Genomic DNA, 14,035 nt, shown 5'->3' on the forward strand with positions numbered 1-14,035 from the left:
AGCTTCATCGCCGATTTCAGAAAACCCAGTTGACTGCTATTGCCGGCGTGACCGTGGCCACCGTGCTGCGGTTGCCCAGAATGACGCGGGTGCCGAACAACACGCCCAGATTGGGAGTCCAGCTGTATTCGACGGCCGGCGCGAGGCCGAACGCTTCGCTGGAACCGGAGTCCAGTTGGATATCGGGCAAAGGCAGCGCACCAACCTGATACATCACGTCTTGTCCATCGACGTGTGTGTTGCTGTTGTGGGTGTACGTGGCATCGAGCGCCAGCACCCAGCGACGCGTCAGACTGTATTCCCACGAGGCGTCGACGAAGAGCGAGTTGCCGGGCCTGACATGGCCACGGAAACCTTCTCCCGTGCCGTAGACACTGACTCCTTGCACGCTCGCACTGCCGGGAAACGTCTTCGACACGTTGAAGCGCATACGCAGAATGCGACCGTTCGCCAACCAGAAATAGGTTTGCGAGTTGACCGCCAGCGTCGTGGCGTAGACGCCGCTGCCGAAGCCATCACCGGGGCGGTCGCCCAGCCGGTCGTACCGTCCGTTCGGCAAGGCCTCCTGCAACTGGATGGCGATCGTGGGAAACCAGCTGCCTTCATGGAATTCCGTGAGCCGGTACTGCGCCTGCAACTCAATATCGCCCCATCCGATACGGGAACTGCTGCGGCCGTCGTCCGCCTTGTTGTAGCCCACGATCGGAATCAGGCCGACCGTCAAGTTTTCCACGAGCCCATAAAGCACGTAGGCACGTGACCCGAAACCATCCGTGTGAGTGGAGTGCACGTCGTAAAGATACGGCTCGATCAGGAAGTGCCCGGGCGGCAATGTCTCGGCCGAGTTGGCCAGCATGGGGCCAGTCCACCATGCGTCGTCCCGGCTTTGCCGGTTCGGCGATGGCCGAAGGGCAACGTCCGCGGCATCGGTGGCGGCAACGATTTCATCGGCTTCGCCGGCAATCCGTGCTGAGCCATCGGTTCCCATCACTTTCGGGACGCCGGGATCGGTCCATGAAGCGTAGGCGTCCCATGCATGGCCTGAAACAGGCAGCAACACGCTGACCAGGCTGCACAGCAGCAGGCGGCAGATTCGGTGTGGATCGAGTGCTTTCATTTGTCCTTTTCATGCCAGGTGATGTCGGTCTAAAACTAAGCCACCTAGTGGCTCACAAGAATAGCCACTTTGCTAGGATTCGACCTGACCACTCAAGATTCCAGAAAATGAAGCGACTCAATGAAGCGACTCACCGCCAGCTACCTGCCGCCGATTACGCTTGCACCCAGAAGCGGCATACCGATGCACCAGCAACTGTCCGAATGGTTCCGGCAGGCAATCGTCGACGGTCAGCTACGACCCGGCCAGCGTGTGCCATCAAGCAGAAGTCTGGCCGGCGAACTGAAGGTTTCCCGCGCACCGGTCATCAGCGCTTACGAGCAGCTATATGCCGAAGGCTATCTCGAAACCTTTGTGGGCGCGGGTACTTGTGTTGCCAAATCGATACCGGGCGGCGCACTCCATCAGCCACGCACAGGCCTTCGCAAGGCACCGCAACCCGCTTCTGAAAGCAGTACGCCGCGCCGGATCTCCCGACGCGTGGAACTGATGCGGGCTCCGCCACAGACATGGGCGAACAACCTGGGTGCCTTCCGCATCGGCATGCCGGCACTGGACCGGTTTCCGAGCGGCGTCTGGTCGAAGCTGGTCAACCGGCATTCGCGCAAACCGTCCCTGGAACTGATGGCCTACGGCGATCCGATGGGACACCTGCCATTTCGCGAAGCCATCGCGGAATATCTGAACACCGTCCGCGCGGTTCGATGTGATGCATCGCAGATCCTGGTGACGACCGGATCGCAGCAGGCCTTGCAGATGTGCGCGCACGTCCTGCTGGACGCCAACGAGCGCGTGTGGATGGAGGAGCCGGGTTATCCGGGTGCGCGCCAGGCATTCATGGGCGCCGGCGCCCGGCTCGTTCCGGTGCCGGTCGATCAGGAGGGCGTGGATGTGGCCGAAGGCATCCGCCGGGGACGCGGTGCCCGCGTCGTCTACATCACACCCTCGCACCAGTTCCCGCTTGGCGTGACGATGAGCGCCGCGCGGCGCATGCAATTGCTGAACTGGGCGACGCGCAACGGCGCGTGGATCGTCGAGGACGACTACGACAGCGAATACCGCTCGGGAGGCCGCCCGATCGCTTCGCTGCAAGGCCTGGACACGGACGAGCGGGTCATCTACGCGGGAACCTTCAGCAAGGTGATCTTCCCTGCTCTTCGCCTGGGCTACGTCGTCGTACCGAAGGATCTGGTGCCTGCGTTCTTTCACGCCCGCGACGCCGCCGACACTTTTTCTTCCACGCTCTACCAGATGGTCATGACCGATTTCATCCGCGAGGGGCACTTCGCGCGACACATCAGGAAAATGCGCACGCTCTATGTGGAGCGGCGAACGGCGCTGCTGGAAGCCATCCAGCGCCATCTGCGAGACAAGCTTGAAGTCATCGGCACCGAGGCCGGCATGCATCTGGTGGCGCTGCTGCCGCCCGGCGTTGACGATGTGGCGATCTCGATCAAGGCGGCCAGGCACGGTGTGTCGGCCAGGCCGCTCTCCCCTTGCTATGCGAGCCCGCCGGCCAGAGGCGGCCTGATTCTTGGCTACGGTGGTGCGGACATACCTGAAATTCTCGAAGGCGTCCGCAAGCTCGCGCGATGCATTTGAAGATTCGAGGCGTCTGCTGGCAGGCGTAAGGTCGCCGGCGCCGATCCCGCCATTCACCACGGATGCTCCGGGTAGTAGCGCTGCATCATGCGGGCGACGTAGGCGATGAGGTTCGGATGCGCTTCCACCGCACGACGCAGCGGCGTGTCGAAGAACGGCGTGGCGACGCAGGCGAGCATGCCGAACGCGGCAGCGTCCACGCCGCTGTGCGTTTCGCCCATCAGCCAGGGCTTGTCGCCCAGCAGTTGTGCCAGCGCGTCGATGGAGCGCTCGCCCAGCACGGCGATCCGCGCCGGCGCATGCCGGCCAATCCCCTGCGCGTGCAGCTCCACCGCCTTGCGGGCCTGCATGTCCTGGCGCAGTTGCGCGCGGCCGGCTTCGGGCGCGCCATCGGCGAAATGCGCGGGGCCCTTGGCGAAGTTCTCCGGATCGATCCAGCGAAACCAGACCATCGCGAAGTAGAGATGGTCTTCGAGCAGGCGCTCGATTGCCCAGGACTGAGCCCGCTGGCATGCGTCCAGTCCCTCGTCCAGATCCACTCCGTACTTGCGCTCGATATGCGCGCGGATGAAGGTGGAGTCGCTCACCACCTCGTCGTGGTCGTTGATGAAAGGCAGCTTGCCGTTCGGCGCCTGCGGCGGAATGGCGGAGGCCCGGTCATAGACCAGGCCGGCCATCTTCAGCTGCACTTCGGTCTTGATCACGAACGGACTGGTGTCGGGCAGCCCGAAGCCTGCGCGGGTGGCATACAAGGTAAGGCTCGATGACGACATGGACATGCTCTGCGGCGGAGGATGCGCGCAGCATGGCGAAGGGCTGCTGACAGCATCGTGTCAGCAGTGGCGGCTGGGCACCTTGCCGCCATGCTTCGCGTCCCACCCGTCTTTTTTTGGCTACCCGGGCAGCGCTTCCATCGGAACAAGCTGCCCGCGCTTGAGCGTCCCCAGCGCCACGCGCGTCTGGAAGCGCCGCACGTTGGCATTCTCGGCGACCAGTTTTTTCATGAGCGCGTCGTAATCCCCGACATCGCGCGCCGTGATTATCAGGACGTAATCGCCCTCTCCCGTTACGTACCACGCCTCCTGGATGGCAGGCTCGGCAGCGATCCAGTGTTTCAGGCTCACCAGCAATTCGGGACGCTCCCGCTCCACCTCGACGTCGACGATCAGAGTCAGCGGCCGCCCCATGACTCCGGCATCGACGATGGCGACCTCGGCCGTGATCACTGCTTCCTCCCGCAGGCGTGCGATCCGTCGCTGCACTGCGGACGCCGACAGGCCGATGGCCGCGCCGATCAGTTCGGCCGAGCGGCGCGCATCGCGCTGGAGGATCGCGAGGATTCCGCGATCGAATTTGTCGAGTTCCATCGGCATCGGGCGTACGGCTCCCGCAAGTCAGGGAAAAAACCCGCCTGGACGGCGAGAGATGCGGCAACGCCGCGCGGCCGAACCTTAGCATGGGTCGTCGGTCATCCCGCCTCGCGTCCCACCCGCCTCAGGTACTGAATTCATGCTCGACCTCGCATCTATCCACGCCGCATCGCGCCACATCGATCCGGTATTTCTCGACTCTCCGATCGACATCGACGGTCAGCTCGACAGGCAACTGGGTTGCCACGTGCTGGCCAAGGTCGAACTGGACAATCCGGTGGGCTCGTTCAAGGGCCGCGGTACCGAGTTGTTCTGCGCCACCGGCCTGATGGAGGCGGAGCATCTGGCTTGTGCCTCGGCCGGCAATTTCGGGCAGGGGCTTGCGCGTGCGGCAGCAAGGCGCGGCCATCCCTGTGCGGTGTTCGCGGCGGAAAACGCCAATCGCGTCAAGGTCGACGCGATGCGCCGATTCGGTGCGGACGTCCATCTCACCGGTGTCGATTTCGATGCGGCCAAGACAGCCGCGCGCCGCCATGCCACCGCGCATGGCCTGCGTTTCGTCGAGGATGGCCTCGAACCGGCAATTGCCGAAGGGGCGGGAACCATCGCGCTGGAGTTGCTGCGCGACACCAGCTTCGACACCATCGTGCTGCCGTTGGGCAACGGCGCGCTGCTTGCCGGCATCGGCACGGTTCTGCGCGAGCTGGCACCGCATATTGAAATCATCGCGGTGGTGGCGGATAACGCGCCGGCGATGAAGCTTTCGCTGGAGACCGGCCGGGTCGTCGAAACCGATCGCGCGGAAACCATCGCCGATGGCATTGCGGTACGCGTGCCCATCGCATCCACGCTCGCCGACCTGCGCGCCTGCTGCGACGACATTGTCGGCGTGTCCGAGCAGGACATTTTCGATGCCATGCGGCTTGTCCACCGGTACCTCGGCCGCGTGACGGAGCCAGCCGGTGCGGTCGGACTCGCAGCCATCCTCGCCGACCGCCCGCGGTTCGCCGATCGGCGCGTCGCCACCCTCCTGAGCGGCGGCAACATTTCGCTGGCTCTGCGCGACCGCCTGCTGATGTCCAGGTGACATCGGCATGTCGGCCACGCCGTCGACCACGATATTTCCCCAAAGGCAAAAACCATCCATGAAACTCCTGTATCAGACGCACTCGCCCTACGCCCGCAAGGCCCTCGTCGCCGCCCACGAGCTGGGCCTCGCCGGGTCGGTGCAAGTCATCCATCACGAAACCAGTCCGACGCGTCAAAACGCCGAGGTGTTCGCGCTCAATCCACTGGGCAAGGTGCCGGTCCTGCTGTGCGACGACGGCCAGGTGTTGTTCGACTCAAGTGTGATCTGCGATTACCTGGACAGCCTGCACGGGCACCCGATGCTGATCCCGGTCGATTCGAAGCAGCGTTACCGGGCACTGCAATGGCAGGCGCTTGCGCAAGGCATGGCGGATGCCGGCATCGCCGTGCGATGGGAGGCCGAGCGGCGTCCCGAATCGCTGCGCTGGCCGACGATGCGGGATGGGCAGTTGCAGAAAGTCATCGCCGCCTGCGATTTCCTGGAGCGGGAAATCGGCACGCATGCCGCCGTCGATATCGGAACCATCGCCATCGCCACCACCTTGAGCTGGATCGAATTCCGCGGTGTCTACCCGTTCCAGACAGGACGCCCGCACCTGTCGTCCTGGTATGCGGCGTTCTGTGCGCGGCCGTCGATGCGCGCGACGACTCTCAGTGGCGACACGAACGACTGAGCAACACGACAGCGCGGGCGAAATCGCGGCACGTGCGATCTCCGATGCCATTCGGCTTCTTCCTTTCGCGACAAGGCAACCAACATGAGTTCCCTCTGGACCGACCTGCTCTTTCTACATGGCCACATCACCGACTGGCGGCTGGCGCGGCGGCTATCCCGCGCGCCGGCGCCACAGGACTCTCCGCCTGCCGCAGTCCCTGCCATCGATCCGCAGCATTCCACCGCTTCGCGCCGGGGCACGCTCATACTGCGCTTATGCCTAGGCATCGGCAGCGGCGAGTTGCACAGGCAATGACCGGCAAGCAACTACGGTAACGTGGACCCCGTCGCCGGGGTTCCAGAAAGTTTCCCGGCGTATGTCGATTTCCTTCGGTCTCGTTCGTCGTCAGGGAAAGCACCTCTTTCTCGACCAAGGCGACCCGACGTTGAAACTCTACTTTCACCCCTTTTCCTCCTACTCCCAGAAGGCGCTCATCGCGCTCTACGAGAACGGCACGCTGTTCGAACGGCGCCTGCTGTCGCACGAGGACCCCGAAGTGCTGGGGGAATTCGCGACGCTATGGCCGCTGAAGCGCTTTCCCGTACTGGTGGACGGGAGCCGCACGGTGATCGAGGCGAGCATCATCATCGAGTACCTGGATCTGTACCACCCCGGTCCGGTGCGGCTGGTTCCCGGCGAAACGAGAGACGCGCTGGAAGTGCGGACGATGGACCGCTTCTTCGACAACTACGTCTCGACGCCGCAGCAGAAAATCGTGTTCGACAGCTTGCGACCGGAAGCGGAGCGGGACGCCCGCGGCGTCGCCGACGCGCGAGCGATGCTCGACACCGCTTACAGATGGCTCGACAAGGTCATGGCCGACCGCGAATGGGCGGCCGGCGACCATTTCAGCCTCGCCGACTGTGGCGGCGCGCCGTTCCTGTTCTATGCGGACTGGACCCATCGCATCGACGCATCCTTCGCAAACGTGCTCGCCTACCGCAAACGGTTGCTCGCGCGCCCGTCGTTTGCACGTGCCGTCGACGAGGCTCGGCCGTACCGCCCGCTGTTCCCGCTGGGCGCGCCCGACAGGGATTGACGCGGCTGGATTGACGCGGCGGGATTGATGAGTAGCGACTGATTTTTGCCACCACTTGGAGATCGACCATGGCCCACGCCCCCACCCTCGTTCCGGCCGCCGAACTGGTGCAACGCAGCGACATGACTTTTCCGAACGAAAGCGCCGAGTATCGCCGCGCGCGCAATGCGTTGCTTGTCGAGGAAATCGAACTGCGCCGGCATATCGAACGCGTCGCCGAGCAGCGCCGTGCATTGCCACCCGGCGGAGAGGTCATCGGCGACTACCGCTTCGAAGGCGAACGCGGGCCGCTCGATTTCGCGGGCCTGTTCGGAGACAAGCAGACCCTGGTCGTCTACAGCTATATGTTCGGCCCTCAGCGCGAACGTCCTTGCCCGATGTGCACATCGCTGCTCGGTGCATGGGACGGCGAGGCACGCGACATCCAGCAGCGCGTTGCGCTGGCCGTGGTCGCGCGATCGCCGATCGAGCGCCTCCTCGCGTTCAAGAAGGAACGTGGCTGGCGCGACCTCAAGCTGTATTCCGATAGCAACGGCAACTACAGCCGCGACTACTACGGCATCGGCGAAGACGGCAGCGACATTCCCGCCTTCAACGTATTCACCCGCAAAAATGGAAAAATCCATCATTTCTGGAGCGGCGAGATGGGTCCCGAGAGTGCGGACCCCGGCCAGGATCCGCGCGGGGCACCCGACCTGATGCCGATCTGGACCATTCTCGATGCGACGCCCGAAGGACGCGGCACCGACTGGTACCCGAAGCTCGACTACCCCGGCTGATACAAGCCGTCTGCACGGCGCCGCTCCCGTCGTGCAGGCTTCCATCGAGCATGGATGGACACCTCAGCCAACGTCGCTACTCAGCCGCCCTGCTTCCTGGCGGTGGCCTGCTTGCGCCTGGCGGCACGGGCGCGCTCCGCCGACTGGATGCCATGGGCCTTCAGGATCGCCGAAAGCAGTCCGGGGAAGCGTTGCTCGATCTCGACGCAGCGACTGGTGTTGTGCATCTCCACGCCGTGCCGCTCGCTACGCACCAGCCCCGCTTCCCTGAGCGCGCGAAAGTGCTGTGAAAGCGTGGATTTGGGAATGCTGCGGTCGCTCATCTGCAGAAAGTTCGAACAGATATTCGTGCAATTCGAGCCGGCCAGCTCCGCGTAGATCGCCACCCGCACGGGATCGGACAGGGCATGCAGGATGCCCTCCACGGTGATGTCTTCGATCGACGGGTGAATCAGTGGCCTCATGGCGGCCATCTTAGCAGCTCTTGACATTTAGTTCTTTAGTTCATAAGTTACGAACTATTGAAGAACAAAACCTCTCTCCCCCGCACCACAGGAAATGTCATGAGCAAGCTCAACGGTAAAGTCGCCATCGTCACCGGCGCATCCAAAGGCATAGGCGCTGCCATTGCCAAGTCACTGGCCGCTGCAGGCGCTTCAGTAGTCGTCAATTACGCATCCAGCAAGACGGGCGCCGAGGCCGTCGTCGCCGATATCGGCGCGGCTGGCGGCAAGGCCGTTTCCGTTCGCGGGGACGTCTCCAAGGCGGCCGACGCACAAGCCCTCGTCGATGCGGCGATCAAGCAATTCGGACGGCTGGATATTCTCGTCAACAACTCCGGTGTCTACGGGTTCTCCCCGCTCGAGAGCATCACCGAGGAAGACTTCCACAGGCACTTCAACGTCAACGTACTCGGCCTGCTGCTGACGACCCAGGCCGCCAGCAAGCATCTGGGCGAAGGCTCCAGCATCATCAACATCGGATCCGTCGTCACCCGCATCACCCCGCCGGGCAGCGCGATCTACACCGGCACCAAGGGTGCCGTGGACGCCATCACCGGCGTGCTGTCGCGCGAACTGGGCCCGCGCAAGATCCGTGTCAACGCACTGAACCCGGGCATGATCGAAACCGAGGGCACCCATGCCGCCGGCTTCATCGGTTCGGACTTCGAGGCCGATGCCGTCTCGCGTACACCGCTGGGGCGCATTGGTCAGCCCAACGACATCGCTTCGATCGCCGTGTTCCTGGCCTCCGACGATTCCTACTGGCTCACCGGTGAACAGCTGCTCGCCGGCGGCGGCGTGCGCTGATCGGCAAACCGCGAAGGGTGCATTCCGGCATCGGAATGCACCCTTCGTGGTTACATCCGCGCGTTGCCGTATCAGGGATGTGTCTCGACCTGACGCACTTCGCAGGTGATGTCCCATTCGTCGCCATGGACCTTCAGAAAGCGCTCGGTCCAATGGATGGCCTCTTCCATCGACTTCGTCTCCATCAGCGCATAACCGCCGATCACTTCCTTGGCCTCGGTGAACGGGCCGTCGACCACGCTGATCTTTCCGTGGGAAAGCCGCAAACGAACGCCTTCCGACGTCGGCCGTAACCCCGCAGTGTCGAGCATGACCCCGGCCCGGCTCACTTCCTCAAGCAGCTTGCCCATATCGCTCATCAGCTGCTCGCTGGGCTGCAGTCCGCTGTTCTCGTTGATCCTGACCATTGAAAGGAATCGCATAGCTCCATCTCCTGTGGCTGTCTGGGCCGTACGCCGGACGATTGCGCATCCTGTAAGCACCACGGCTATCCATGCGACGAATGGAAGGCGGCTGGATCGACAGGGCTCATCGGGATCCGCAGGCCTATAAAGTCGATGCTGGCGCTGGAAAACGCATTCTGATACCGACTCAGGATGGCGCACCTGGCGAATTCAAGTCGGCGACGCAGCCTCACTGCCTTTCGCCGCGGCCAGGTTCGTACGCAGCATCGCCGCACCGAGAAGCGCCCCCAACGCGGCGAAACAGGCACCGACCAAGAAGGCCGCTTGGTAGCCACCCGCAAGCGCGGCGAGCGATGGATGACCACTCGTCAGCAAACCTTCGCTGCGCGAAGCCGCGAGGCTGGCCAGGATGGCCAGGCCCAACGCACCGCCCATCATGAAGGCCGTGTTGACCACACCTGAAGCGAGGCCGGACTCGGATGGCGACACATCGCTCATGGCGGCCAGCAGCACGGGATTGAACGCGATGCCGGCGCCAAGGCCGAGCAACAACATGCCGGGGAGGATATCCAACAGGAAATGTCCGTCGACGGGCGCGCGCGCGAACAGCAACAAACCAGCCGCGGCTAGTAGCAGTCCACATGCCAGAGGACGCCGGATGCCGAAACGCATCACCAGTTTCGCCGAGATGCCCAGCGAGAATACAGCCATGATCAGGTTCGCCGGCAGAAAGGCCAGCCCCACTTCCATCGGGTTATAGCCCAGCACCAGCTGCATATAGAGCGCGGAGAGGAAGAACCACGCAAACATCGCCGCCGCCCACAGCACGCCGACGATATTGGAAACCGCCAGATTGCGCAGTTTGAACAGCCGCAGGGGCATCAGTGGCGTGTGCACGCGCGTTTCGATCAGCAGGAACGCCACCAGCAAAGCGAAGGCAATGAGCAATTGCCCGAGCGTACGCTGCGATGTCCAGCCCAGTTCGTTGCCGTTGACGATCGCATAGACGGCAAGCATCAGCGCCGCGGTCACGGTCACGGCACCGAGCACATCCAGATGCCGCGACGTCACCCCGCTCGATACCGCCGGCAGCAAGCGCAGGGAAAGTACGACCACACCGATGCCGATCGGCAGGTTCACCAGGAACACCCAATGCCAGCTCAGGCTGCTGGTCAGCACGCCGCCCAGCATGGCACCAAGGCTGCCGCCGCCGGCGCAGACGAAACCATAGACCCCCATCGCCTTGGCGCGATCGGCCGCTTCGGTAAACAGATCCATGATCAACGACAGCGCCACCGCCGTGACCACGGCCCCGCCAAGCCCTTGCACACAGCGTGCAATGACGAGGGCGGCCTGGGTGGTGGACAGCCCGCAGCCCAACGACGCCAGCGTGAATACCACGATGCCGATCAGGAACAGGCGTCGATGTCCATACAGGTCACCGAGTCGACCGCCGAGCAGCAAAAAGCCGCCATAGGTCAGCATGTACGCATTCACCACCCAGGCCAACGACGTATCGGAGAAATTCAAATCCGTTTTGATCGATGGCAACGCGACATTCACGATCGTCGTGTCGAGCACGATCATCAAGACGCCAAGGCACAGAACCATCAAGGCCAGCCAGCGGCGGTCGTGATGCGCATGCCGGTTTGGCGGCAGCGTATGCACAGTGTCGGTCGATGCAGCGTCCATAACAAGGCTCTCGCAAGTAGTCGGGTTTGTACTGCCGAACGGGCGGTTTTCACTTATGCGACGAACGCGCATCGCCGGAATCGACATACTTCGGGTCCCGAAAGAACACTACACCACGCTCATCGCGAGAATGCCGGGCGACCCACCGTTCGGCATGGCTCTGCCGTCAGCGAGCGGCTTCGCGGTGAGGCAGTTTCCAGCCGGGCCGTACGAAGTGACAGGTGTAGCCGTTGGGATAATGCTCGAGATAATCCTGATGCTCGGGCTCGGCTTCCCAGAAGTCGCCAACAGGCGCCAGCTCTGTCACCACCTTGCCGGGCCACAGGCCGGAGGCATCCACATCGGCAATGGTGTCCTCGGCCACCCTCTTCTGCTCCGCGGACGTGTAGAAGATCGCCGAACGGTAAGAGCTGCCGCGGTCATTGCCCTGCTGGTTCGGCGTAGACGGATCATGGATCTGGAAAAAAAACTCCAACAGCGCGCGATAGCTCAGCTTCGACGGATCGAAGATGATTTCGACGCCTTCGGCGTGGCTGCCGTGATGGCGGTAAGTCGCGTTCGGCACGTCGCCGCCGGTGTAACCCACGCGGGTGGCGATCACGCCGGGATAGCGACGTAGCAGATCCTGCACGCCCCAGAAGCAGCCGCCGGCCAGCACGGCACGTTCGGTACTCATCGCACATCCTCCACCTGAGCCAGATAGTCCGCGTAACCCTCTGCCGCCATGTCGTCGCGATGAATGAACCGCAGCGAAGCCGAGTTGATGCAATAACGCAGGCCGCCACGATCTCTCGGGCCATCGGGGAATACGTGCCCCAGATGGCTGTCGCCGTGCGCCGAGCGCACTTCGGTGCGGATCATGCCATGTGTGCCGTCGCGCAATTCGTTGACGTTGGCAGGTTCGATCGGCTTGGTGAAGCTCGGCCAGCCGCATCCCGACTCGAATTTGTCGGACGAGGCAAACAACGGTTCGCCCGACACGATATCGACGTAGATGCCCGGCTGCTCGTTGTCCAGATACTCGCCCGTGCCGGGCCGCTCGGTGGCATTTTGCTGGGTGACGCGATATTGCTCGGGTGAGAGCTTCGCGATGGCATCGGGAGTCTTGCTGTACTTGCTCATGGGCCTCTCCTGCTTCGGGCCATCATCCCCGGTTTGAACCGATACTCGATCCAGGCCGGCAATATGCCCATCGATTTGAATAGTGCATAGATTGGGGCCGGTCAGGCGAACCCAACCGGCACACTGATGCATTACGTACCGGAGCGGCTCAGGGTTACATGCGAGGCGTGGCCATTTGAAGCGTCGCGATCGACGGCGCCGATTCCGGCAGCGACCTCGGATCCGGCCGCAAGGCGCCGGCGCCGATGCAATACGATTGCCCACGATTTCCACTCAAAATTAACCAGAGGAAGTGCCCGCGCCCTTCTTTTGTGGTGTCATGACGCGCTTCTCGGGAAGGCACGGGCAGAACAGGATCGACGCTGGGCCGCCCATCAATTGCAATGCCTCAACGTGCGCGGCGACACTCGCACTGAACGAACCTCCCTCTGCTCACCCCTTTCGTCGGGTCGCGGCCAACTGCCGCCGATTCGATACCGCTATTTCAGGAGATTGCCCGTCGTGTCGCATTATTCCGGTCCCTTGCTGACGCGGCCCGTCGCCGAAGCCCTGCTCACCGCACGCGATGCCGGTGCCAACGCATGGATCGGCTCGCTGGACCTGGAGCTGTCGAGCGGAAGCGCGTCGCTGGAGACGGACGACTGGCAGTGGCGAAGCCAGCGCTATCCCTATCCACCTACGCTGAAAGACCGCACCATCTATTACTGGGACGGCGACGAGTTTGCGTCGGTCTCGCGCTATTCCGGCTCGCTGATCAAGCTGGTGCCTACCGAATGGGGCGCACCCACCTTCGAGATCGATGGCATCAAGATGCTGCCGACCTCTAAGGAATCGCCGTTCGAGGATGCGCGCCGCAAGGTGGCGCTGATCGAGCCGAGCGGCAAGGTAGTGCTCGATACCTGCGGCGGCCTCGGCTACTTCGCGGCGTGCTGCCTGGAAGCAGGCGTGGCGCGCGTCCACTCGTTCGAGAAGAACGCCGATGTGCTGTGGTTGCGGACGCTCAACCCTTGGTCTCCCGACCCGGACGCGCCCGTCAGCGGCGGCCGCCTGCTACTCACCCATGCCGATGTGTCACAAGCGATCGCGCAGATTGCCAATGCCTCGGTGGACGCGCTGCTGCACGACCCGCCGCGCTTCGGCATCGCCGGCGAGCTGTACTCGCAGGTGTTCTACGACCAGCTGGCACGCGTGCTGCGCCGCGGTGGCCGCCTGTTCCACTACACCGGCAGCCCGAACAAACTCACCAGCGGCCGCGATGTTCCCCGCGAGGTCGAAAAACGGCTGCAGACGGCGGGCTTCAAGACGCAGCTCGCGCTGGACGGAGTGTTGGCGATACGGCGCTGAATCCAACCCGGGTCTAGTCGATCTTGAACAGCGCCGGACCCGCCTCGCGCATGAATATCCGCACCGTTACCGGGCCTACACCCTTGAACCCGCGCAGTCGACGCTCGAAATCCGCGCGGCTTTCGGATGCTTCGAAAATACCGAGGATCCGTCCGTGATACTGGTCGATCAGTGTCTTGCACAACAGCGCGAGACGATCGGCGGTGGACTCGTCGTAACGGGCATAGCCGCCCTCACCGAGGATCCTCACCAATTCCGCATGGCTGCAATGACACAGCTCGCGCGGCGTGTCCCGTTCGTGCGTCTCGACCAGCACATGCCAGGTGGCGGCAGCGATCTTCTGCCCGATGCGCTTGCCGAACAGGAAACTGGCGAGAAACCATTTGAACAGGCTTTGCTCATCGTTCTTCTTCACCGTGATGCCGAGATCGGCGGCAGACATGTATCGACT

The 14,035-nt window shown here is 63.2% G+C and carries 16 protein-coding genes; 7 read left to right on the forward strand and 9 right to left on the reverse strand.

Annotated elements, in window-relative coordinates:
* Window positions 1-16: 16 nt before the first annotated feature.
* Window positions 17-1,117 (reverse strand): transporter family protein, encoded by a 1,101-nt coding sequence (locus tag BUA26_RS01695; protein WP_072757333.1) that lies wholly within the window; start codon window positions 1,115-1,117, stop codon window positions 17-19.
* A gap of 489 nt (window positions 1,118-1,606) precedes the next feature.
* On the opposite strand from BUA26_RS01695, the gene BUA26_RS01700 reads away from it, so the two are divergent.
* A complete protein-coding gene (locus BUA26_RS01700; protein WP_255368229.1) occupies window positions 1,607-2,719 on the forward strand; it encodes a MocR-like pyridoxine biosynthesis transcription factor PdxR in 1,113 nt (370 codons plus the stop codon).
* 53 nt (window positions 2,720-2,772) lie between these two features.
* Here BUA26_RS01700 and BUA26_RS01705 read toward each other — a convergent pair whose 3' ends face one another.
* Window positions 2,773-3,492 carry a glutathione S-transferase family protein gene (locus BUA26_RS01705; protein WP_072757337.1) on the reverse strand — a complete coding sequence of 240 codons (720 nt, stop codon included), beginning with the start codon at window positions 3,490-3,492 and terminating at the stop codon, window positions 2,773-2,775.
* A gap of 120 nt (window positions 3,493-3,612) precedes the next feature.
* The gene (locus BUA26_RS01710) at window positions 3,613-4,092 is read right to left on the reverse strand and encodes an Lrp/AsnC family transcriptional regulator (protein WP_072757339.1); all 480 of its coding nucleotides are present in this window, start codon (window positions 4,090-4,092) and stop codon (window positions 3,613-3,615) included.
* 136 nt (window positions 4,093-4,228) lie between these two features.
* Between BUA26_RS01710 and BUA26_RS01715 the strand changes: the two genes are divergently transcribed.
* The 4 genes from BUA26_RS01715 (at window position 4,229) to BUA26_RS01730 (ending at window position 7,712) form a co-directional block, all read left to right on the forward strand.
* A complete protein-coding gene (locus BUA26_RS01715) occupies window positions 4,229-5,176 on the forward strand; it encodes a threonine ammonia-lyase (protein ID WP_072757341.1) in 948 nt (315 codons plus the stop codon).
* A gap of 58 nt (window positions 5,177-5,234) precedes the next feature.
* The gene (locus tag BUA26_RS01720) at window positions 5,235-5,852 is read left to right on the forward strand and encodes a glutathione S-transferase family protein (protein ID WP_072757343.1); all 618 of its coding nucleotides are present in this window, start codon (window positions 5,235-5,237) and stop codon (window positions 5,850-5,852) included.
* 358 nt (window positions 5,853-6,210) lie between these two features.
* Complete coding sequence (locus BUA26_RS01725; protein ID WP_083572839.1) at window positions 6,211-6,933, forward strand: glutathione S-transferase family protein; 723 nt, start codon at window positions 6,211-6,213, stop codon at window positions 6,931-6,933.
* A 68-nt stretch (window positions 6,934-7,001) separates the two neighbouring features.
* Window positions 7,002-7,712, forward strand: a complete 711-nt coding sequence (locus BUA26_RS01730) for a DUF899 family protein (protein WP_072757345.1) — start codon at window positions 7,002-7,004, stop codon at window positions 7,710-7,712.
* Between the two features lie 80 nt (window positions 7,713-7,792).
* On the opposite strand, the gene BUA26_RS01735 is transcribed toward BUA26_RS01730, so the two are convergent.
* Window positions 7,793-8,176 carry an ArsR/SmtB family transcription factor gene (locus BUA26_RS01735; RefSeq protein ID WP_072759933.1) on the reverse strand — a complete coding sequence of 128 codons (384 nt, stop codon included), beginning with the start codon at window positions 8,174-8,176 and terminating at the stop codon, window positions 7,793-7,795.
* Window positions 8,177-8,275: 99 nt separating this feature from the next.
* Between BUA26_RS01735 and BUA26_RS01740 the strand changes: the two genes are divergently transcribed.
* On the forward strand, window positions 8,276-9,022 hold the full coding sequence (locus BUA26_RS01740) for a glucose 1-dehydrogenase (RefSeq protein WP_072757347.1): 747 nt from the start codon (window positions 8,276-8,278) through the stop codon (window positions 9,020-9,022).
* Between the two features lie 71 nt (window positions 9,023-9,093).
* On the opposite strand, the gene BUA26_RS01745 is transcribed toward BUA26_RS01740, so the two are convergent.
* The 4 genes from BUA26_RS01745 to msrB all read right to left on the reverse strand — a co-directional run bounded on the left by BUA26_RS01745 (window position 9,094) and on the right by msrB (window position 12,240).
* Window positions 9,094-9,444, reverse strand: a complete 351-nt coding sequence (locus BUA26_RS01745; RefSeq protein ID WP_072757349.1) for a YciI family protein — start codon at window positions 9,442-9,444, stop codon at window positions 9,094-9,096.
* Between the two features lie 192 nt (window positions 9,445-9,636).
* A complete protein-coding gene (locus BUA26_RS01750) occupies window positions 9,637-11,118 on the reverse strand; it encodes a DHA2 family efflux MFS transporter permease subunit (protein ID WP_083572840.1) in 1,482 nt (493 codons plus the stop codon).
* Window positions 11,119-11,284: 166 nt separating this feature from the next.
* Window positions 11,285-11,794, reverse strand: coding sequence for a peptide-methionine (S)-S-oxide reductase MsrA (gene msrA / locus BUA26_RS01755; protein ID WP_072757351.1), 510 nt, complete (start codon window positions 11,792-11,794; stop codon window positions 11,285-11,287).
* Window positions 11,791-12,240, reverse strand: a complete 450-nt coding sequence (gene msrB, locus BUA26_RS01760; RefSeq protein ID WP_072757353.1) for a peptide-methionine (R)-S-oxide reductase MsrB — start codon at window positions 12,238-12,240, stop codon at window positions 11,791-11,793. The genes msrA and msrB overlap by 4 nt, the downstream gene beginning before the upstream one ends.
* 501 nt (window positions 12,241-12,741) lie before the next feature.
* Here msrB and BUA26_RS01765 point away from each other — a divergent pair.
* The gene (locus tag BUA26_RS01765; protein ID WP_072757354.1) at window positions 12,742-13,584 is read left to right on the forward strand and encodes a class I SAM-dependent methyltransferase; all 843 of its coding nucleotides are present in this window, start codon (window positions 12,742-12,744) and stop codon (window positions 13,582-13,584) included.
* Between the two features lie 13 nt (window positions 13,585-13,597).
* Here BUA26_RS01765 and BUA26_RS01770 read toward each other — a convergent pair whose 3' ends face one another.
* Window positions 13,598-14,026, reverse strand: coding sequence for a DNA methylase (locus BUA26_RS01770; RefSeq protein WP_255368127.1), 429 nt, complete (start codon window positions 14,024-14,026; stop codon window positions 13,598-13,600).
* Window positions 14,027-14,035: the final 9 nt, after the last annotated feature.

Source organism: Rhodanobacter sp. OK091, from assembly GCF_900142825.1.
In the GTDB taxonomy this organism is placed as follows: domain Bacteria; phylum Pseudomonadota; class Gammaproteobacteria; order Xanthomonadales; family Rhodanobacteraceae; genus Rhodanobacter.